Consider the following 19,121-nt stretch of genomic DNA (forward strand, 5'->3'; position numbering starts at 1 on the left):
CCTGTCTTTTCCGTGATGGATCACACGTCATGCTCTATCTGCGACCGCTCATCTATCCCCTTTTGTTGCTGATCGGGCTTGCCCCTCTGACGTCTACCTTCGCCTCTGGCAACCAGGCGAAAGCCGCTGACAAGCCAGGATCAGTGCGTCTGTTGATCAACCGCGCCGGCAGTGGCAAAGCAATGGACGTCAGCAACACCCTTGAAGTCCCCGTGGAAGTCACCTTGCACCTGACACGAATGGTGAACGTCGCTGGGGTCGGTAAAGGGGTTATCCGCAAAACAGTGCCTGCCAACAGCCGAGTCCGAGTGGCAACGCTCAGCAAGCGCCAGTCTGGCGGGCCGATCATGTTCAAGCACTCGTTCAGCTACGCGCTGATCTTCTCGCCAGAACCGAACCGGCCCGGCTCGGTAGCCGGGCCGGCCTATGCGCTGCCCTGGCAAGGTGGGCCGTTCCGGATATCCCAGGGGGCGGGCGGTGACTTCAGCCACAACTCGCCCAGCGGCCGCTATGCGGTGGACATTGCCATGCCAGCTGGCACGCCTATCGTGGCGGCCCGAGCGGGTACCGTGGTGAAGATCCGCGATGGCCAGGGTGGGCGGTTGCCCGACCCGGCTGGCAACTATGTACGAATTGAACACGATGACGGCACGCACAGCGCCTACCTGCACCTGAGTCGCGGCTCGGTACGGGTGCGTCCGGGGCAGAAGGTCGAAGTCGGCACGCTGCTCGGCAAGTCGGGCAATACCGGTCGCAGTACCGGCCCGCACCTGCATTTCGTGGTGCAGAAGTCCTACGGCAACGCCATGGTCTCGATCCCCTTCCGCTTCACCCAGCCGGTGGAATCGCTGCCCAACTTTGCGCTGAGCAGCCAATAGGCGAAGCGATCAGCGTCAGAGCATGCGTTGCATGATCTCATCGCGTTTTACCAGGCGGTGATACAACGCCGCTCCGATATGGCCGACCACCAGCAACACGGTCAGCCAGGCAAGCGGCGAGTGCAGGCCACCGACTGTGCCAGCCCAGCTGATTTCCGGACCTTTTTCCACCAGTTGCATACCAAACACCTTCACTCCGTAGCCATTGCCGATCAGATACAGCACACCCGTGACCGGCATCAGCACCATGCAGGCATACAACGCCAGGTGACCACCCTTCACCAGCCATGCCGTGGCCGGATCATGCAACGGGCGCTGCTTGAGCTGGGTCGCTGACCAGACAATCCGCAGCAGTACCAGACCCATCAGCAAAGCACCCAGCGAGACGTGCCAGGGCACCAATGTCTGGCCGACCCAGTGCTCGCCCTCGGCGATACGGTCACCCAGCTTGAGGAATTGCCAGACGATCAGCAGCGCCATCAGCCAGTGAAATACCCGCGAAACGCTGCCGTATTTTTGCCGCGAGTCGTTGATCATTTCTGTCTCCCTTTTCGAGTGCGCTGTAAAGCTCACTGTTGCCAGTTGATGGTTAACGGCTCATCACCAGCCATGCGAATGAGATGGTCGGCGGCAACGTTTTGTAGCTGCTGCAATTGCTCCTGATCAGGTGATTCCAGATTCGCATCCAGCCAGCCTTGGCGCGCTTGCAGATTGCAGTGACCGAGCGGGAGTTCGATTACCCCTCCCTGCTCGTCCAGCTGTACCGGAAACTTGTGCCGCCAGTGGTTACACAGCCGCTTGATCAGCCGTTCGGGGTCTTGCGCAGTAATACGGGCGTGGGACTGATACATAGGTCATCTCTCCTGTTCAATGGGTACGCCTCAGCCAAACCTATAGGCCGACAGCGTGGTATGCATGACACGATCGCTGAACACCTTGCGCCCTTGCGAATTCGTCGCCGCGCCCGCAACCACGAGCAGCGGGATCAGATGTTCCTCAGCACGCGGCGGATGGCATAACCGCGCCGCGGATGCTTCTTCCCAGTGCTGCAGCGCGTAATCACGCTGTTGCGGGGTGGATTCCACCGCTGCGGTCAGCCAATTGTCGAACTCATCGGAAATCGAAGCGAAGCGTGGATCGCCATAGCCGCGCATGTTGTGAAAGCTCATGCCGCTACCGACGATCAGTACGCCTTCGTCGCGTAGGGATTGCAGCGCGCGGCCAGCCTGGATATGCGCGAGCGAGTCGAGATCGCTGCGCAACGAGAACTGCACCACCGGGATGTCCGCATTGGGAAACATGAGTTTCAGCGGGACGAACATGCCGTGATCGAAACCACGCTGAGAGTCTGCGTGGCTACTGAGCGAAGCGCCGTCCAGCAACGCGGTAATGCGCGCAGCAAGCTGAGGATCGCCGGGTGCCGGGTAACTCAGTTCATAGGTATGCGCTGGAAAGCCGTGATAGTCGTAGATCAGCCCAGGCCGCGCAGCGCTGGTCACGCTGAAAGTCGGCTGCAGCCAGTGGCCGGATACCAGCACGATGGCCGTGGGCTTCGTCGGTAGTGTCGCGGCAATCCCCTTGAGAAAATCAGCGATGGCGTTCCAGGCATCCGGCGGGTTCCAGTCCATGAAGAAGCAAGGCCCGGCGCCATGAGGCACGAACAGCGTCGGCATGGTTCGGTCGGCGGCTGGGGCACTGGCAGACATGATCGGGCTCCGGGAAGGACATGCGGCAAAGCATGACCTACACTTGGCGGTGCGAGAACCCATTACAAAGCACAGACAGTTTTTACTCGAAGTAGGAGCCACGATGCTCGATCGAATCACCGGCATGCGCGTATTCGTCCGCGCCGCTACTGCCGGCAGCCTATCGGCGGCGGCGCGGCATCTGGACATGTCGCCGGCCATGGCCAGCAAGCATGTCGATGCGCTGGAGAGCCGACTGGGCGTCAAGCTATTTCACCGTAGCACGCGCCGCCTGAGTCTTACCGAGGCCGGTAGCAACTATCTGGAGGCCTGTCAGCGGATACTGCCGGAGATCGAGGAAGCCGAAGCCAGCGTTGCGTCGCAGCGGATCGAGGCCACCGGACTGCTGCGCATGAATGTGCCCCTGACGTTCGGCACGCACTTCATCGCCCCACTCATTCCAGAGTTCAGTCGCCGCCATCCGGCAGTGAAAGTGGAGCTCGGTCTGACCGACAGCCGGGTTGACCTGATCGATGGCGGCTGGGACATGGCCGTTCGCATTGGCCAGCTGCAGGACAGCTCCATGCAGGCACGGCGGCTTGCAGACTGCCCGTTGCTGGTCTGTGCCTCGCCGCGCTACCTAGACGAACGTGGAGTGCCGCGCAGCGTAGCCGATCTGGGTCAGCACAACTGCCTGGGTTACAGCCTGCCGAACCTCGCCGCAGGCAAGGTCTGGCCCTTTGGTCGCAACGGCGAGGTGCGGATCGCAGTCAGCGGCGACCTCGTTGCCAATAACGGCGAAGCCCTGGTGGCTGCCGCAGTCGGTGGCCAGGGCGTGATCTACAAGCCGCAGTTCATTGTCGCCAATGCCCTGCGCCGTGGTGAGCTGGTTGCCCTTGAGCTGGACCAGCCTTGCGTCGAGCTCGGTGGGATTCACGTGGTCTACCCGCCCGATCGCCGTCCACCAGCCAAGGTCAGGGTGATGATCGATTATCTGGTCGACGCCTTTTCTGGTGACCTGCCGTGGACCCTGCCAGCAGGCTAGCTATTTCCCCCGCCCTGCAGGGTGCGACTCAGCACCCTCGTGACCTTCATTGCACCCGCGCCCTGCGCTCCAAATCTCCCCTGCCTTCAGAGAAAAGATGAACCGCTACAGCGCGGAAAAGTCGGAACAGATGGGCGCGTAGGCAATGTTGCCGCGCTTTATCGGGCTCCCGCTGTTCATGGGGCGTTTTGATTGAAGCCCGGGGCATGGGCGATTTGGAGTGTTTATGAACGCGGTCAACCTCGTTTTTCTTAAAGGAAAAGACGCAGCGGCAAACGCCCCTCTTACCAAGCAGATCGTCAGGTAGGCGGCAAATGGCGAGTATTCATATCGGCATATCAGGCTGGCGCTACGCGCCATGGCGCGGCGACTTCTACCCCAAAGGGCTGACGCAGAAGAAAGAACTGCGTTTCGCTTCGCGAGCGGTAAGCAGCATCGAAATCAATGGCTCGTTTTATTCGCTGCAAACCCCCGAACGCTATGCCGACTGGTACGCAGACACCCCTAAGGGTTTCGTCTTCAGCATCAAGGGGCCTCGCTATATCACCCATGTGCGAAGGCTGCGCGAGGTGGAGAAGCCGATTGCCAACTTTTTCGCCTCCGGGATTTTCCAGCTCAAGGAGAAACTCGGACCGATCCTCTGGCAGTTTCCGCCGTCCTTCAAGTTCGATGCAGAATTGTTCGAGGCGTTTCTCCGTCAGCTACCCCACGACACCGAGGCGGCACTGGCGATCGCCAAACAGTGCGAGCCGCGCATGGAAGGTCGCAGCTGCCTGTCTATCGACCGCAAGCGGCGCATGCGCCACGCCGTGGAGATTCGCAATGCAAGTTTCGTAGATCCCGAGTTCATCGACCTGCTGCGCAAATATCGGGTTGCGCTGGTAGTGGCCGATACCGCCGGTAAGTGGCCGCACAATGAAGACCTCACCAGCGACTTCATCTACATCCGCCTGCACGGCGCCGAAGAGCTCTATACCAGCGGTTACACCGATGAAGCTTTGGATGCCTGGAGCCGACGAATCCAGAGCTGGAGCGAAGGCGGCCAGCCGAAGGATGCCCGCCTGATCAGCACGAAAAAGCCACGGGCACGTGGTTCGCGAGAGGTTTACTGCTATTTCGACAACGACGTGAAGGTCCGCGCGCCCTATGACGCACGGCAACTGCTGTACCGGCTCGGCCTGGATAAACACCTGCAGGCCACTCCCGGCCAACTAGAAGGAGCTGAAGTTTGACTCTGGACAAAGACCATCCCATCGAAAGCGCCGATCTCGATGCCCACATGGCGACGGCGGTCAACTCTATCCGCCTTCTCACGGTGAACACTCACAAGGGCTTCACCCCCTTGAACCGCCGGTTCATCCTGCCTGAGTTGCGCGAGGCCGTACGTAGCGTGGCAGCGGACGTCGTGTTTCTACAAGAAGTGCTCGGTACACACGACAAGCATGCAATGCGCTTTCACAACTGGCCGGCCACACCGCAGTACGAATTTCTGGCCGACAGCATCTGGACCGACTTCGCCTACGGCCGTAACGCGGTTTACCCCGACGGCGACCACGGCAACGCCCTGCTCTCCAAATTCCCGATCATTCGCTATGAAAACCTCGACATCTCAATCGCCGGGCCTGAACGGCGAGGCCTGCTGCACAGCGTGCTACAGGTGCCTGGGCACGATGAGTTTCATGCCATTTGCGTGCATCTCGGCTTGCGCGAGTCGCATCGCCAGCAGCAGTTGGCGCTGCTCTGCGACCTGATCGACTCGCTTCCGAAAGGCGCACCCGTGGTGGTCGCTGGTGACTTCAACGACTGGCGGCTGAAGGCCACGCAGACTTTGGATCGCTGTGCAGGGCTGCACGAAGTGTTCGCTGTGTCTCAGGGCCAAGTAGCAAAAACCTTCCCAGCGCGCTGGCCGCTGCTGCGGCTAGACCGCATTTATGTGCGCAATGCCAGTAGCCACAATCCACAAATACTTGGTAACAAACCCTGGACGCACTTGTCCGATCATCTGCCCCTAGCGGTGGAGATACATATATGAGCTACCACTGGAGAGACGGTAATCGCCTTCAGTTACTGGAAAACGGTGAAGAGTTCTTTCCTCGAGTATTCGAGTTCATCGCCCAGGCCAAGAAAGAGGTGCTGCTGGAAACCTTCATCCTGTTTCAGGACAAGGTTGGCGCAGAGCTGCAGAAAGCGCTGATCACAGCGGCCGAAAACGGTGCCAGCGTCGATATCACCGTCGATGGTTACGGCTCGGCGGACCTTTGCGGCGAATTCGTCACTGCCATGACCCAGGCCGGCGTGCGCATTCACATGTTCGATCCGGGCAAGCGCTTGCTGGGCCGTCGGCTCAATGTCTTCCGCCGTATGCATCGAAAGATCGTTGTGGTCGATGGCGAGACGGCCTTCATTGGCGGCATCAACTTTTCTGCCGATCATCTGGGCGACTTCGGCCCGGGCGCCAAGCAGGATTACGCGCTACAGATCGAAGGCCCGGTCGTGCGCGACATTCATCACTTCGCGCTGGCCCAGATCGCACCGGACAAACCACCGCATCGCTGGTGGCGCCGCCGGATGCGCCAGCAGGCACCTGGATACGGCGGCGTCAGTCGTGGTGAAGCACGGGCATTGTTCGTCACCCGTGACAACGATCAACACCGCAATGACATCGAAGAGCACTACCTGCAAGCGATTCGAGATGCACGCTCCAGGCTATTGATTGCTAACGCTTACTTCTTTCCCGGTTATCGCGTATTGCGGGAAATTCGCAATGCGGCCCGGCGCGGTGTACGGGTACGGTTGATACTTCAGGGCGAGCCCGACATGCCCATCGCCAAGTTCGGCGCTCGCATGCTCTACAACTACCTGATGCGCGACGGCGTGGAGATTCACGAATACTGCCGTCGGCCGTTGCACGGCAAGGTAGCCCTGGCAGATTACGAGTGGTCCACGGTGGGTTCGAGCAACCTCGATCCGCTGAGCCTGTCACTCAATCTGGAGGCCAACCTGATCATTCGTGATCACGTCTTCAATAGGCACTTGCACGAGCGACTTGACCACCTGCTGCAGACCGATTGCCGGCGCATTCCACTTGAGCGAATCATCCGGGGCTTCTGGTGGCGCGCCCCTCTGGCCTTTCTGATTTTTCACTTCCTTCGGCACTTCCCGGGACTTGTGAGCCTGTTCCCCGAGCACAAGCCGCGTCTCGAACTGCTCGACTGCGACACGACGAATCTCGATACGGTGCCCACCCCCATGCAGCGAGATCAACAATGAGTGAGACTTCCAACGGCGAGCCGAAAAGTGCCTGGCGTCGGCGCTGGCCGCTGATCAAGAAGATTCTGACCTACGTCTTCTTCGCCCTCGTCATCGGTTTGCTGATTGGCCTGGCGCGTAACCTCGACTGGCAGGAGGTCTACAGCACCTTGCGCAACTATAAAGCGCAGACGCTTTGGATGGCCGGCGCGGCTGCCGCGGGCAGCTACCTGGTGTACTGCTTCTTCGACGTGCTGGGTAAGGGTTATGCACGGCATGACCTGCCTATCAGGCAGATCCTGCCGGTGACGTTCGTCTGCTATGCCTTCAACCTCAACCTGAGTGCCTGGGTTGGCGGCATTGCCTTGCGCTTTCGCCTCTATTCGCGTCTCGGTCTGAAGCCCTCGCAAATCACTCGGGTGTTCACCTTGAGCATCCTGACAAACTGGCTGGGCTACATGTGGCTCGCCGGCATGATCTTCGCGATGGGCTGGATCAAGCCGCCTGCAAGCTGGGAGATCGGCTTTACCGCACTACGTGTGGTAGGTGCTGGTCTGCTCTTGGCATGCGTGGTGTACCTCGGGCTTTGCGGGTTCTCCAAGCAGCGATTCTGGACCGTGCGCGGTCATGAAATACACCTGCCATCGCTTCGACTGGCCCTCGTACAACTGGTGCTTGGGGCCGCGAACTGGTCGCTGATGGCGCTGGTGGTGTACTTCATGCTTTCGCAGAAGGCGGACTACCCAGAGGTCCTTGGAATTCTGATGATCAGCAGCATCGCTGGCGTGGTCACCCACATTCCTGCTGGCCTCGGCGTCATCGAAGCGGTGTTCGTCGCGATGCTCGCCGACCAGATGAGCAAGGGAGCCATCGTCGGCGGCCTGATCGGCTATCGGGTCGTCTACTTCCTCATACCGCTACTGCTGGCGACCCTGGTCTACATCCTTCTCGAAGCGCGCGCGAAGAAGCTGCGCAGCGGCAACCAGACAGATGAGCAGCAACCCGCGTCGCAGGAAGCGGGTTGAACGAGGAATGGATTACGGAGCCTGCTCCAACGTAGTCAGCGCCTTTGGTGGGCTAAAAGCCCACCCTACGTTTGCTACTGGGCGAGAGCGAATGTGCACGTTTAGCCGACTGAAGCCCCTACAAACCGTCTAGCCCCACGACGTTGCCCCTGTAGGGTGGGCTTCAGCCCACCGATTCGGGCACGCGATTCAGGGAGGTGAGTCGCTATTGCACGGCTGTGTTTTCTGACCAAGCGACACCCATGCCGTGGGACGTCTGCGCACCAAAGTTCTTCCGCACATGCAAAAGACGCCGCTCGGATTACCCGGGCGGCGTCTTTTGGTCTTCCAGTTCGCCCCTCTATACCTGCGGCCGCAACACGAGCACACCCAGCGGTGGCAAGGTCAACGACAACGATACCTTTTCACCATGACTCTCGATCGGCTCGGCGAGCATGCCACCGCCGTTGCCGGTATTGGAGCCGCCGTAGCAACCTGCATCGCTGTTGAACACCTCCAACCACTTGGTATCCACCGGCACACCGATCCGATAGGCCTCGCGCACTACCGGTGTGAAGTTAGCGACCACCAATAGCGGGTGTCCGGTGGCGCTTCGGCGTAGCCAGGCGAATACGCTGTTGGCGCGGTCATCACCAATCAGCCACTGGAAGCCCTGCGGGTCACTGTCCAGTTCGTGCAGGGCTGGCTCCTGGCTGTACAGACGATTCAAGTCGCGCACGACGTTCTGTATGCCCCGGTGATCCGCCTCTTCGAGGAGATGCCAGTCCAGCTCGCGGTCGTGGTTCCACTCACGCCACTGGGCGAACTCGCTGCCCATGAATAGCAACTTCTTGCCCGGGTGCGTCCACATGAACGACAGGTAGGCACGCAAGTTGGCGAACTTCTGCCAGCGGTCACCCGGCATCTTGTCGACCAGCGAGCCTTTGCCATGCACCACTTCATCGTGGGAAATCGGCAGAACGAAGTGCTCGGAATAGGCGTACACCATGCTGAAGGTCATCTTGTCATGGTGGTACTGCCGGTTGATCGGGTCTTCCTGGATGTACTCCAGCGAGTCGTGCATCCAGCCCATGTTCCACTTGTAGGAAAACCCGAGGCCGCCCTCGCTGGTGGGCTTGCTCACCCCAGGGAAGGCAGTCGACTCTTCGGCGATCACCAAGGCACCCGGGGTTTCAGTGGCTACCACGTCATTCAGATGGCGCAGGAAGTCGATTGCCTCTAGGTTCTCGCGGCCACCGTGACGGTTCGGAATCCACTCGCCATCTTTACGCGAGTAATCGCGATACAGCATCGAAGCGACAGCATCTACCCGCAGCGCATCGACGTGAAACTCACGCAGCCAATGCAGGGCCGATGCCAGCATGAAGCCGTGCACCTCCGTGCGGCCGAGGTTGTAGATGTAGGTGTCCCAGTCTTGATGGAAGCCCTCGAACGGGTGCGCGTATTCGTACAGAGCCGTACCGTCGAATTCACCAAGGCCATGGGCGTCAGTTGGAAAGTGTGCCGGCACCCAGTCAAGTATCACGCCGATGCCAGCATTGTGGCAGGCGTCGACGAACGCGGCGAAATCATGGGCATTGCCGTAACGGGCACTCGGGGCAAATTGCGAGAGCAACTGATAGCCCCAGGAGCCCCCGAACGGGTGCTCCATGATCGGCATCAGCTCGATATGGGTGAAGCCCATATCCACTACATAGGGAATCAGCCGCTCGGCCAGCTCGTGCCAGTCGTACAAGCGACCATGATCACCGCCGTCGCGGCGCCAGGACCCTACATGCAACTCGTAGATGCTCATCGGGGCGTTGACGGCCTGACGGGATGTACGCTGCTGCATCCAGCCATGGTCTTTCCATTGGTAATCCAGCGGCCGTGCGACGATCGACGCGGTGCCCGGCGGATGCTCCGTAGCAAGCGCGATCGGGTCAGCCTTAAGCGGTACGATGCCGTTGGGACCAAGAATCTCGTACTTGTAGGTGTCGCCAGGCTGCAATCGGGGGATGAACAGCTCCCACACCCCCGAGGGAAAGCGCAGCCGCATCGGATGTCGGCGCCCGTCCCAGCCGTTGAAGCTGCCGACCACCGAAACACGTCGGGCATTGGGCGCCCACACGGCGAAGCGAACCCCCTGCACGCCGTCGACTTCCAGCACCTGTGAGCCAAACACCCGACCGATCTGTCGGTGGTTGCCTTCGGAGAACAGGTGCATGTCCAGCTCGCCCAGTTGTGGGCCGAAACTGTAGGGGTCTTCGGTAATCTGCTCGCCTCCCGCCCAGCGAATTTTCAGCAGGTAGGGTTGCGCATGCGGAAGTCGGGTAAAAAAGAAACCCGGCACCTGCCCTTGTTCCATCACAGCCAGCAGCTGCTCGTCACGGTCAAGCACCTCGGCACCCAACGCATTGGGCAGATAGGCGCGTATCACCACGCCCTCGCCATCCGGGTGTGGCCCAAGCACTGAAAACGGGTTGCCATGTTCGGCTCGCACCAAGGCGTCTACATCGGTGTCGCTGGGCATCAGGGTTTCCCCTGGCATGGTCAGAACCGGGCGATCAATCATTGGAACCTCCATCAAAAATCTGTTGTGCCAGAGTCAGCAATCCCTGTAATGGGACGGCCAACCAGGCTGGGCGGTTCTCCGCTTCGTAAACGATCTCGTAGGCGCATTTTTCAAGGCTGAACAACAACAGTGCAGCATTCGCGCCATCCTCGCTGCGCCAGGCATGCGGCATTTCCGCCGTCGCCTCTCGATAGGCGTCGAGGAACACAGTCTGAGCGGTGGTCTGGTAACTGGCCGCGATGCGCTGACGAGCCTGGTGCGCTTCGGGCGTACTGTCACTGACCTGCGCGCCGCGGATGGTCATGGCTGCGGCGTACTCGAACGAGCGCAGCAGGCCGGAAACATCTTTGAACGGGCTGTGCTTGGCACGCCGCTCATCCAGCGAGCGGGCCGGCTCACCTTCGAAGTCGATGAAATAAGCATCGCCCTGCACCACCAGCACTTGCCCGAGGTGCAAGTCACCGTGCACGCGAGTTCGCAGGCCGCCAACGGTTTTAGCAGCCAGACGTTTCACTTGTTCGACGAGCTTGTCACGACGAGGGAGCAGCTGGCCAAGGGCCGTAGCATCCTTACGCTCAAAGCTTGCGCGGTGTTCCTCGAGTCTTTGCAGGGCCTGCTCCAATTGAGCGCTGACACTCTGCGCCCACTGCTCGGCGTTCGCTTTGCTGGTGCTCTCGTGGGCGAAGGCCGGATCTTCGGTCTGCGCAGCGAGGGCCACGTGCATTTCTCCAAGCCGCTGGCCGAGCAATCGGTTGAACGACTGCAATTCGTCCAGCGCACTGAACTGATTCTCGTGCATCGACACGCCGCCGGCGATTTCGTCACGCACTGCGCGATCCAGGTTGTTGAGCGTCCAGACCCACGCATCACCCTGACTATCGAGGAAGTGCTGAACCACCATCAGCGCGACGGGCTCCCCCTGCTTGTTTATACGGCTGACCTGACCAAGCATGCCGGAGATGTGGTTAAAGCCTCGTTCCGTCAGGAAGCCGCCCATTTCCAGTTCAGGGTGAATGCCCGGTGCCACGCGGCGGAGCAATTTGATCATCACCGAGTTGTCGATGATCGCCGAGCTGTTGGATTGCTCAGCAGAGATGAAACGCACTTCCGGATTGGCCGACAGTTGCAAATCGGCCAGCTGAGGCATTGGGATGAAGCGAATCTCACCGTCGTTGCACGGCAGTACCAATTCGTCGCGCAAACCCTGGATGACTGCGCCGCTGAATTGCTCCAGTGCAAACGCATCGGTCATCAAGCCGACCTGCGGTCCCCGCCGCACACGGGCCAGAGCCAGTTGCTGCGGCAAAGCAGCTTCGAAGTCGGTCTCGGCAAGAAAGCCCAGCGGCAGCTGGTAAAGATCGCTGCGCCCGGCGGATTCCACGCACAGCTCGCTGAGCAATACCGGGCGGTTCGGATCGCCGAATGGCACGCAGTAGCTGATACGGACCGACTCGATCGCCACATCCTTGGCGGCGAACCAGCGCCGTTTGGGGAGGTAAGCCGGCAGCGATTCGGTTTCCAGAATGCGCCGGTTGGCAGCAGTCAGGGTATCCAGGCGCTTGAGCACCAGCGTCTGGAAGTCCGGCATGGTATCCACCGGCTCCTGGTGCCAGCTCGGCATCTGGTTGGTTGGCGCCAGCTGGAACCAGTAAAAGCCGTACGGCGGCAACGTCAGTAGATACGGCAACTGCCCTATCGGTGGAAATGCACTGCCGCCGACCATCTCCACCGGCACCATCCCGGCGTACTGAGACATTTCCAGCTCAGCGGCCTGCGCCGAGCGCGAGACGTTAGCCACACAAAAGATGATCTCGGTGTCGCCGTTCTCCGCGGTGAACTCGCGCATGTAGGCAAGAATGCGGCGGTTGCTCGGCGCGAGCATTTTCAGCGTGCCACGACCGAACGCCTTGAACTGCTTGCGGATGGTCAGCATCCGCCGTGTCCAGTTGAGCAGCGAGTGCGGGTCGCGCTGCTGGGCTTCGACGTTGATGGTGTAGTAGCCGTAAAGCGGATCCATTACCGGTGGCAGCACCAGGTTCGGCGGGTCGGCACGGGAGAATCCACCGTTACGGTCGACCGACCACTGCATTGGCGTGCGTACACCGTCGCGATCGCCGAGAAAGATGTTGTCACCCATACCTATCTCGTCACCGTAATAGATCACCGGCGTACCTGGCATCGACAACAACAGACAGTTGAGCAACTCGATGCGTCGGCGATCGCGCTCCAACAGCGGCGCCAGGCGGCGGCGAATGCCTAGATTGATACGAGCGCGCTTGTCCGAGGCGTAGTAATTCCATAGGTAGTCGCGCTCCCTATCGGTCACCATTTCAAGCGTCAGCTCGTCGTGATTTCGCAGGAAAATCGCCCACTGGCAGTTCTCCGGAATTTCCGGGGTTTGGCGCAGAATGTCAGTGATCGGGAAGCGATCTTCCTGGGCGATGGCCATGTACATGCGAGGCATCAGCGGGAAGTGAAAGGCCATATGGCACTCGTCACCCGGCCCGCCGTTCTCACCACCGAAGTACAGCTGGGTGTCTTCCGGCCACTGGTTGGCCTCGGCGAGCAGCATGCGATCAGGGTAATTGGCGTCGATCTCGGCGCGGATGGCTTTAAGCACCGCGTGAGTTTCTGGCAGATTCTCGTTATTGGTACCGTCGCGCTCGACAAGGTAAGGAATGGCATCCAGTCGAAGCCCATCGATGCCCATGTCCAGCCAGTAGCGCATCACCGCCAGCACGGCCTTCATCACTTGCGGATTGTCGAAATTCAAATCCGGTTGATGAGAATAAAAACGGTGCCAGAAATACTGCTTGGCGACCGGGTCCCAGGTCCAGTTGGAGCTTTCGGTATCGAGGAAGATAATCCGGGTGCCATCGTACTTCTTGTCGGTATCCGACCAAACGTAGAAGTCTCGGGCCGCAGAACCCTTCTTCGCCTTACGCGCACGCTGAAACCATGGATGCTGGTCCGACGTGTGATTGATGACCAACTCGGTGATCACCCGCAACCCGCGCTTGTGCGCCTCGGCTATGAAACGCCGAGCGTCAGCCATATTTCCGTAGTCGGGATGTACGCCTCGGTAATCGGCGATGTCATAACCGTCGTCGCGTCGAGGGGACGGATAGAACGGCAAAAGCCAGATGGTATTCACGCCGAGATCGGCAATGTAATCCAGCTTTTCGATCAGCCCGACGAAGTCGCCGACCCCATCGTTGTTCGAGTCATAGAAGGACTTCAGGTGTACCTGATATACCACCGCATCCTTGTACCAGAGCGGGTCCTTGATAAAGGCGGCAGGTTTGCGCGGCTTTGCCATGTTCTTCATTCCTGTAGCGGTGTGAAGCCCCGCACTCGATCGGCGGGCAACGGCGGGGCCACAGCTGAATCCACATTAGGAAGATCACATAACTAATTGAGTTATATGAATTAACAGCTGCAGCCTAGAATTTACTTGAGGTCCGGATCGGGCTGCTGAGCCGTTAGACGCCAGATCCCGAACGGCAGGTGTGCCGGATCGATGCGCATCCATTGGGTCTTGCCATACCAGGTCCAACGATGGCCATTCATGAGGTCCTCGCCCTGGGTATGGGCATCATCCGGCAAGCCGAGCTCCCATAGCGGCAGCTCGAAGTGCGCTTCCTGAGCGTTGTGCGGATCGAGGCTGATAGCGACCAGAATGAAGTTGGACAGGTCCGGTGTGCGCTTGCCGAAGTAGAGGATATTGTCGTTCCAGGCCACATACGCCTTGAACCCGAGGTGCGTCTGTAGCGCCGGGTTCATCCGGCGGATGCGATTGAGCTGGGCGATCTCGGCGACGATGTTGCCCGGTGCGTGATAGTCGCGAACACGGATCTGGTACTTCTCGGAGTCCAGATACTCTTCCTTGCCCGGAATGGCAGCCGACTCGCACAGCTCGAAGCCCGAGTACATGCCCCACAGTCCCGACCCCATGGTCGCTAGTGCGGCGCGAATCAGGAAGCCGGCACGGCCAGAATCCTGCAGGAAGAACGGGTTGATGTCCGGCGTGTTGACGAAGAAGTTCGGCCGGTAGCAGTCACGCAGCGGCGGTTCGTTCAGTTCCGTCAGGTACTCGCTCAGCTCGGCCTTGGTGTTGCGCCAGGTGAAGTAGGTGTAGCTCTGGCTGTAGCCGACCTTGCCCAGGCGCGCCATCATTCCCGGGCGGGTGAACGCTTCGGAAAGGAACATCACATCGCGGTCACGCTCGCGGATATCGGCAATCAGCCATTCCCAGAACGGCAGCGGTTTGGTGTGGGGGTTGTCGACCCGGAAGATCTTCACGCCTTGCTCCACCCAGTGCCAGACCACATCACGCAGCGCTAGCCACAGGCTAGGCTTGGCGTCTTCGGCATAGAAGTCGACGTTGACGATGTCCTGATACTTCTTCGGCGGGTTCTCCGCGTATTTGATGGTGCCGTCCGGACGCCAGGAGAACCAGCCTGGATGTTCCTTCAGCCAGGGATGGTCCTGCGAACACTGAATGGCGAAATCGAGAGCGATCTCCAGGCCATGCTCACGCGCCGCCGCAACCAGCTCACGGAAATCATCCAGGGTACCCAGCTCAGGATGGATAGCGTCGTGGCCACCCTCCTCACCGCCAATGGCGTACGGACTGCCCGGGTCATTCGGCCCTGCCTGCAGGCTGTTGTTCGGCCCTTTCCGATGCTGGCGGCCAATCGGGTGGATCGGCGGGAAATACAGCACGTCGAAGCCCATGTCGCGAATAGACGGCAAGCGTTTGTGTACATCACGGAAGGTGCCGTGCCGATTCGGGTCGTCGGTCTCCGAGCGCGGAAACAGCTCGTACCAGCTGGCGAACTGCGCCAGCGGGCGCTCCACATCCAGCGGATACACGGCGCTGCGACTGCAATGCTCGCGCGGATCAGCCGTGGCCATCGCCGCAGCCGTTTCTGGCGCAAGCAGGAGCGAAACGCGCTCGTCGTCGGTGTGCGTCATACCGAGTCGGTGCACCAGATCGTCGAGCACAGCGCGGTTCTCGCCCTGGGCGCGGGCCGTGGCCTTTTCCAGCAACAGTCGACCCTCTTCCAGTTCCAGATGAACCGGGACGCCTGCCGTGTGCTTTTTGGACAGTTCGTAGCGATAGGTTTCGAAAACGTCCCACCAGGCTTCGATGACGAACTCGTGCTCGGCAACCTGGGTCGGGGTGAACTGGCCTTGCCAAGCGTCGTTGCCAAGCAGCTTGAGGCGCGCGCGACGCCAGCTGGTTTCACCTTTCTCGCGCCAGCATACGGCAGCCGCTAGCTGGTCATGCCCGTCAGCAAAAATCTTGCTGGTCACAACTACCGGATGGCCGATGACCGCCTTGGCAGCAAAGCGCCCCTCATCCAACACCGGCAAGGTGGATTCGATGGCTATGCGCGGCATCTGCAGGGCTTCTTCGAGTCGAGGGTGAATCATCGCGGTAGGCTGTGCATCACTCATCGAAAGGGGCTCCTGGGGCATGGGTTCGGTCTGCCCGAGCCGCCTCTGGACGCGTCAACGTGCGGTTCGGGAGGCGACCGGTTCAGTTTTCGTCGGCTCTATCTTCCGAGCCAAGGGACCCTGGAAAGTTCAGCCCTGGACGGCCGTTAGCGGGCCCTTCCGGCGGCCGGTCGGGCTAAGCCGAGTGGAATCGTTAAGTTCCCGAGTATTGGGCGCTCGAGGCAGCAACCGATCGCAGCCAGGCCGGCTGCCACCACTCGCCACAGGCGCCGACGGCCGGACCGCCCGTACTGAGCTCGATGCGCGACGGCTGCCGCTACCGAATCAGCAGCCTCGCTATTCAGAAACTATCCAGATGCGCCATCACACAGACGACAGCCACATCATTCTTTCTCCAACCGCTTGAACACCGCCCGGTTGAGGCCTTGGCGAACCGCGCCATAACGCGCCCATGGGTCACTGCGCAGCGCAGCCAAACGCTCACGCAAGTTGCGAGTGTTCCAACGGTCGGCACCATTGATCTGTGCGAGCTCTTCTCGTCCGAGTGGCACGGATACAGCGAGTCCGGGACGCGCCCGGACGGAATAAGCAACAACGGTGCTGGCGCCGCGCTGGTTGCGCAGATAGTCCACGAAAATGCGCCCGACCCGATTCTTCGGCCCCATCTTGTCAACGATCAGCTCGGGTGCGTTGCGCGCCAGTCGCTCGGTTACGGAGCGGGAGAACTGGCGTACCAGCTCCCAGTCGTGTCGGCGATCGATCGGCACCACGACATGCATGCCGCGTCCGCCGCTGGTCTTGAGAAACACCTGCAGCCCTAGCTGCTCAAGCAGGTTCAAGGTCAGTTCGGTGGCCTCGACCATGCTCGACCAGGGCAGCGCAGGGTCGGGATCAAGATCGAAGATCACTCGATCCGGCCGCTCGATGCGGTCGCTGCGTGCATTCCAGGTGTGAAATTCCACGGTGCCCATCTGCACCGCCTCGATGACGGCACCGATGTCGTCCGCCTGGATCAGACGTGCATGCTCCGGGTCGAGACTCTTCGGCAATGTATGCATATGCGGCATCTTCAGGCGACCACAATGACGTTGAAAGAAGCTCTCGCCGCCAACGCCTTCTGGTGCGCGAACGATGGATAGCGGACGCCCGGCCAGATGAGGCACAAGCCAGGAGGCGACGGACAGGTAGTACTCGGCCAAGGCCAGCTTGGTAACGCCACTGGCCTCATCGATCACCCGCTGCGGGCTGCTTATGCCAATGCCGCCTACCAGCGGCCGTTCGGCGCTTTTGCGCTGCGTCGCCATCGCAACCTCGATCAACTGGCTTTCTTGGATTTGCTAGCTGCAGCCGGTGCCTTGCGCGTACGCGAGGATGATGTGGTCGATTTGCTGGTTTTGGCCTTGCTTGCAGCCGTCTTCGGTTTGGCCGGTGCCTTTTCGGGCGTGTCGTCGGCTTTCTCGTCCGTACTGGCCGCAGGCGACTTGGCGGGCTTGCCGGCGAGGCTGCGTTTGAGCAGTTCCGTAAGGTCAATGACATCCGCTGAACGCCGATCCACCGCCTCTTCCGGCCCGCCGACGGCTTCCAACTTACCTTCACGGGCCTTCTTCTCGACCAGATCCATAATCTGATCCTGGAAGGTGTCCTTGTACTGTTCCGGCTTCCATTTCTCGGTCATGTCTTCGACCAGCCGCTTGGCCATATCCAGCTCCCGATCGGCCAAGTCAGGATCGAGCGCTTCGTCCTTCAGCTCCAGGTACTCAACGCCGCGCACCTCGTCTGCCCAGCGCAGGGTGTTCATCACCAGCGCCTTGCCCAGCGGCATCACCACCGCCAGATGCTGCTTGTTGCGCAGCACCACATTGGCGATGCCTACCTTGCCGGTCTGAATCAGCGTTTCGCGCAGCAGCGCGTAGACTTTTTCGCCGCGGCGGTCCGGCGTCAGGTAGTACGGCGTGTCGATGTAGAGAAAGGAGATATCCTTGGCATCGACGAAGGCGACGATATCTACGGTCTGGGTCGCCTTGGGGTGGGCGCCTTTGATCTCGTCATCGCTGATCACGACGTAGTGACCCTTCTCGTACTCGACGCCCTTGACGATGTTTTCGCTCTCGATATCGTCGCCAGTGGTCTTGTTGATTCGCTTGTAGCCGACCCGGTCCATGCTGCGTTTGTCCAGCCAGTCGAAGTCGATGCCCTGGCGGGTGGTGGCCGGAACCAGAGCTACCGGAATATGTACCAGTCCGAAACTGACAGCGCCTTTCCAGATCGTGCGTGGCATGGTCGTTCTCCAAGCGTTGATGTGGCCGGGCCGTGCTGCGGCCCGGCAATGGGTCAGCCGTTGACCACGGTGCCGCCGTTGACGTGGATGACCTGACCGCTGACGTAGGCCGCATCGCTGCTCGCCAGATAGACGTAGGCCGGCGCCACTTCGTCGGGCTGGCCGGGACGCTTCATCGGCGTGTTGGAGCCGAATTCGGCGACCTCATCGGCGTCGAAGGTCGACGGAATCAAGGGCGTCCAGATAGGCCCTGGCGCGACGCCATTGACGCGAATGCCACGCTCCGCGAGGTTCATCGACAGTGAGCGGGTGAATGCGGTGATCGCGCCCTTGGTTGCCGAATAATCCAGCAGCTGCGGGCTACCCTTGTAGGCGGTCACAGAGGTGGTGTTGATGATCGAGGCGCCCTTGCCGAGGTGCGGCAGCGCCGCCTTGGTCATCTGAAAGATGCCGAAGATATTGGTGCGGAAGGTCTTCTCCCACTGTTCCTCGCTGATGTCTTCGAGCTTTTCCTGCGGGTGCTGTTCGGCAGCGTTGTTGACCAGAATGTCGAGCTTGCCAAACGCGGCGAGGGTGTCGTCGATGACCTTGCGGCAAACTTCGCGATCGGCCACGTCACCGGCGAAGGTCAGGCAACGGCGGCCATATTGCTCGACCACCTTGCGGGTTTCTTCGGCGTCCTGATGCTGGTCGAGATAGAGAATCGCCACATCGGCACCCTCGCGGGCGAACAGCACCGCCACTGAGCGACCGATGCCGCTATCGCCACCCGTGATGATGGCGGTCTTGCCTTCGAGCTTGCCTGCCGCCTTGTAGTCCTCGCCACGGTACTCCGGGCGTGGGTTCATCAGCCCTTCCTTGCCGGGCTCGGGCTGCTCCTGAGGCGGTAGGGTCTGATTGTCTTCGGCCATGGGAAAATCCTCCGTCAAGGTTATTAGCCTGTA

15 protein-coding genes are annotated in these 19,121 nt (G+C 60.4%); 6 read left to right on the forward strand and 9 right to left on the reverse strand.

Features of this window, described 5'->3' with window-relative positions; genetic code table 11:
- The first annotated feature begins 29 nt into the window (after nt 1-29).
- Nucleotides 30-878 carry a M23 family metallopeptidase gene (locus CXK91_RS02630; RefSeq protein ID WP_103454828.1) on the forward strand — a complete coding sequence of 283 codons (849 nt, stop codon included), beginning with the start codon at nt 30-32 and terminating at the stop codon, nt 876-878.
- A 15-nt stretch (nt 879-893) separates the two neighbouring features.
- On the opposite strand, the gene CXK91_RS02635 is transcribed toward CXK91_RS02630, so the two are convergent.
- From CXK91_RS02635 to CXK91_RS02645, 3 genes are read right to left on the reverse strand one after another with little or no spacing between them, the layout of a single operon-like run.
- Nucleotides 894-1,415: a cytochrome b gene (locus tag CXK91_RS02635; RefSeq protein WP_103454829.1), complete on the reverse strand. Its 522-nt coding sequence runs from the start codon at nt 1,413-1,415 to the stop codon at nt 894-896.
- 32 nt (nt 1,416-1,447) lie between these two features.
- On the reverse strand, nt 1,448-1,729 hold the full coding sequence (locus CXK91_RS02640; RefSeq protein WP_103454830.1) for a DUF2218 domain-containing protein: 282 nt from the start codon (nt 1,727-1,729) through the stop codon (nt 1,448-1,450).
- 30 nt (nt 1,730-1,759) lie between these two features.
- Nucleotides 1,760-2,584: a DODA-type extradiol aromatic ring-opening family dioxygenase gene (locus CXK91_RS02645; RefSeq protein ID WP_103454831.1), complete on the reverse strand. Its 825-nt coding sequence runs from the start codon at nt 2,582-2,584 to the stop codon at nt 1,760-1,762.
- 103 nt (nt 2,585-2,687) lie between these two features.
- Here CXK91_RS02645 and CXK91_RS02650 point away from each other — a divergent pair, with 103 nt between their 5' ends.
- From CXK91_RS02650 to CXK91_RS02670, 5 genes are all read left to right on the forward strand, one after another.
- Entirely contained in the window at nt 2,688-3,608 is a 921-nt protein-coding gene (locus tag CXK91_RS02650) for a LysR family transcriptional regulator (RefSeq protein ID WP_103454832.1), read from the forward strand.
- Between the two features lie 314 nt (nt 3,609-3,922).
- Nucleotides 3,923-4,840, forward strand: a complete 918-nt coding sequence (locus CXK91_RS02655) for a DUF72 domain-containing protein (protein WP_103454833.1) — start codon at nt 3,923-3,925, stop codon at nt 4,838-4,840.
- On the forward strand, nt 4,837-5,640 hold the full coding sequence (locus tag CXK91_RS02660; protein ID WP_103454834.1) for an endonuclease/exonuclease/phosphatase family protein: 804 nt from the start codon (nt 4,837-4,839) through the stop codon (nt 5,638-5,640). Before CXK91_RS02655 ends, CXK91_RS02660 begins: the two co-directional genes overlap by 4 nt.
- Complete coding sequence (gene clsB, locus CXK91_RS02665) at nt 5,637-6,878, forward strand: cardiolipin synthase ClsB (RefSeq protein WP_103454835.1); 1,242 nt, start codon at nt 5,637-5,639, stop codon at nt 6,876-6,878. The genes CXK91_RS02660 and clsB overlap by 4 nt, the downstream gene beginning before the upstream one ends.
- Entirely contained in the window at nt 6,875-7,882 is a 1,008-nt protein-coding gene (locus tag CXK91_RS02670) for a lysylphosphatidylglycerol synthase domain-containing protein (protein WP_103454836.1), read from the forward strand. The genes clsB and CXK91_RS02670 overlap by 4 nt, the downstream gene beginning before the upstream one ends.
- Nucleotides 7,883-8,222: 340 nt before the next feature.
- Here CXK91_RS02670 and glgB read toward each other — a convergent pair whose 3' ends face one another.
- From glgB to CXK91_RS02700, 6 genes are all read right to left on the reverse strand, one after another.
- The gene (glgB, locus tag CXK91_RS02675) at nt 8,223-10,436 is read right to left on the reverse strand and encodes a 1,4-alpha-glucan branching protein GlgB (protein WP_103454837.1); all 2,214 of its coding nucleotides are present in this window, start codon (nt 10,434-10,436) and stop codon (nt 8,223-8,225) included.
- Nucleotides 10,429-13,755, reverse strand: coding sequence for a maltose alpha-D-glucosyltransferase (gene treS, locus CXK91_RS02680; protein ID WP_103454838.1), 3,327 nt, complete (start codon nt 13,753-13,755; stop codon nt 10,429-10,431). Before treS ends, glgB begins: the two co-directional genes overlap by 8 nt.
- A 131-nt stretch (nt 13,756-13,886) precedes the next feature.
- Nucleotides 13,887-15,899: an alpha-1,4-glucan--maltose-1-phosphate maltosyltransferase gene (locus CXK91_RS02685; RefSeq protein WP_103454839.1), complete on the reverse strand. Its 2,013-nt coding sequence runs from the start codon at nt 15,897-15,899 to the stop codon at nt 13,887-13,889.
- A gap of 383 nt (nt 15,900-16,282) precedes the next feature.
- The gene (gene ligD / locus CXK91_RS02690) at nt 16,283-17,203 is read right to left on the reverse strand and encodes a non-homologous end-joining DNA ligase (RefSeq protein ID WP_103455006.1); all 921 of its coding nucleotides are present in this window, start codon (nt 17,201-17,203) and stop codon (nt 16,283-16,285) included.
- An 11-nt stretch (nt 17,204-17,214) separates the two neighbouring features.
- On the reverse strand, nt 17,215-18,177 hold the full coding sequence (locus CXK91_RS02695) for a Ku protein (RefSeq protein ID WP_103454840.1): 963 nt from the start codon (nt 18,175-18,177) through the stop codon (nt 17,215-17,217).
- Between the two features lie 53 nt (nt 18,178-18,230).
- Nucleotides 18,231-19,088, reverse strand: coding sequence for an SDR family oxidoreductase (locus CXK91_RS02700; RefSeq protein WP_103454841.1), 858 nt, complete (start codon nt 19,086-19,088; stop codon nt 18,231-18,233).
- Nucleotides 19,089-19,121: the final 33 nt, after the last annotated feature.

Source organism: Stutzerimonas stutzeri (assembly GCF_002909485.1).
GTDB lineage: Bacteria > Pseudomonadota > Gammaproteobacteria > Pseudomonadales > Pseudomonadaceae > Stutzerimonas > Stutzerimonas stutzeri_AH.

Excerpts from the sequence above, each read along its gene's own strand:
- CXK91_RS02645 (WP_103454831.1), bottom strand. The coding sequence starts at position 2,584 with ATGTCTGCCAGTGCCCCAGCCGCCGACCGAACCATGCCGACGCTGTTC.
- CXK91_RS02630 (WP_103454828.1), top strand. The coding sequence starts at position 30 with ATGCTCTATCTGCGACCGCTCATCTATCCCCTTTTGTTGCTGATCGGG.
- CXK91_RS02685 (WP_103454839.1), bottom strand. The coding sequence starts at position 15,899 with ATGAGTGATGCACAGCCTACCGCGATGATTCACCCTCGACTCGAAGAA.
- ligD (WP_103455006.1), bottom strand. The coding sequence starts at position 17,203 with ATGGCGACGCAGCGCAAAAGCGCCGAACGGCCGCTGGTAGGCGGCATT.
- CXK91_RS02670 (WP_103454836.1), top strand. The coding sequence starts at position 6,875 with ATGAGTGAGACTTCCAACGGCGAGCCGAAAAGTGCCTGGCGTCGGCGC.
- CXK91_RS02650 (WP_103454832.1), top strand. The coding sequence starts at position 2,688 with ATGCTCGATCGAATCACCGGCATGCGCGTATTCGTCCGCGCCGCTACT.
- CXK91_RS02640 (WP_103454830.1), bottom strand. The coding sequence starts at position 1,729 with ATGTATCAGTCCCACGCCCGTATTACTGCGCAAGACCCCGAACGGCTG.
- treS (WP_103454838.1), bottom strand. The coding sequence starts at position 13,755 with ATGGCAAAGCCGCGCAAACCTGCCGCCTTTATCAAGGACCCGCTCTGG.
- CXK91_RS02635 (WP_103454829.1), bottom strand. The coding sequence starts at position 1,415 with ATGATCAACGACTCGCGGCAAAAATACGGCAGCGTTTCGCGGGTATTT.
- glgB (WP_103454837.1), bottom strand. The coding sequence starts at position 10,436 with ATGATTGATCGCCCGGTTCTGACCATGCCAGGGGAAACCCTGATGCCC.
- clsB (WP_103454835.1), top strand. The coding sequence starts at position 5,637 with ATGAGCTACCACTGGAGAGACGGTAATCGCCTTCAGTTACTGGAAAAC.
- CXK91_RS02700 (WP_103454841.1), bottom strand. The coding sequence starts at position 19,088 with ATGGCCGAAGACAATCAGACCCTACCGCCTCAGGAGCAGCCCGAGCCC.
- CXK91_RS02695 (WP_103454840.1), bottom strand. The coding sequence starts at position 18,177 with ATGCCACGCACGATCTGGAAAGGCGCTGTCAGTTTCGGACTGGTACAT.
- CXK91_RS02655 (WP_103454833.1), top strand. The coding sequence starts at position 3,923 with ATGGCGAGTATTCATATCGGCATATCAGGCTGGCGCTACGCGCCATGG.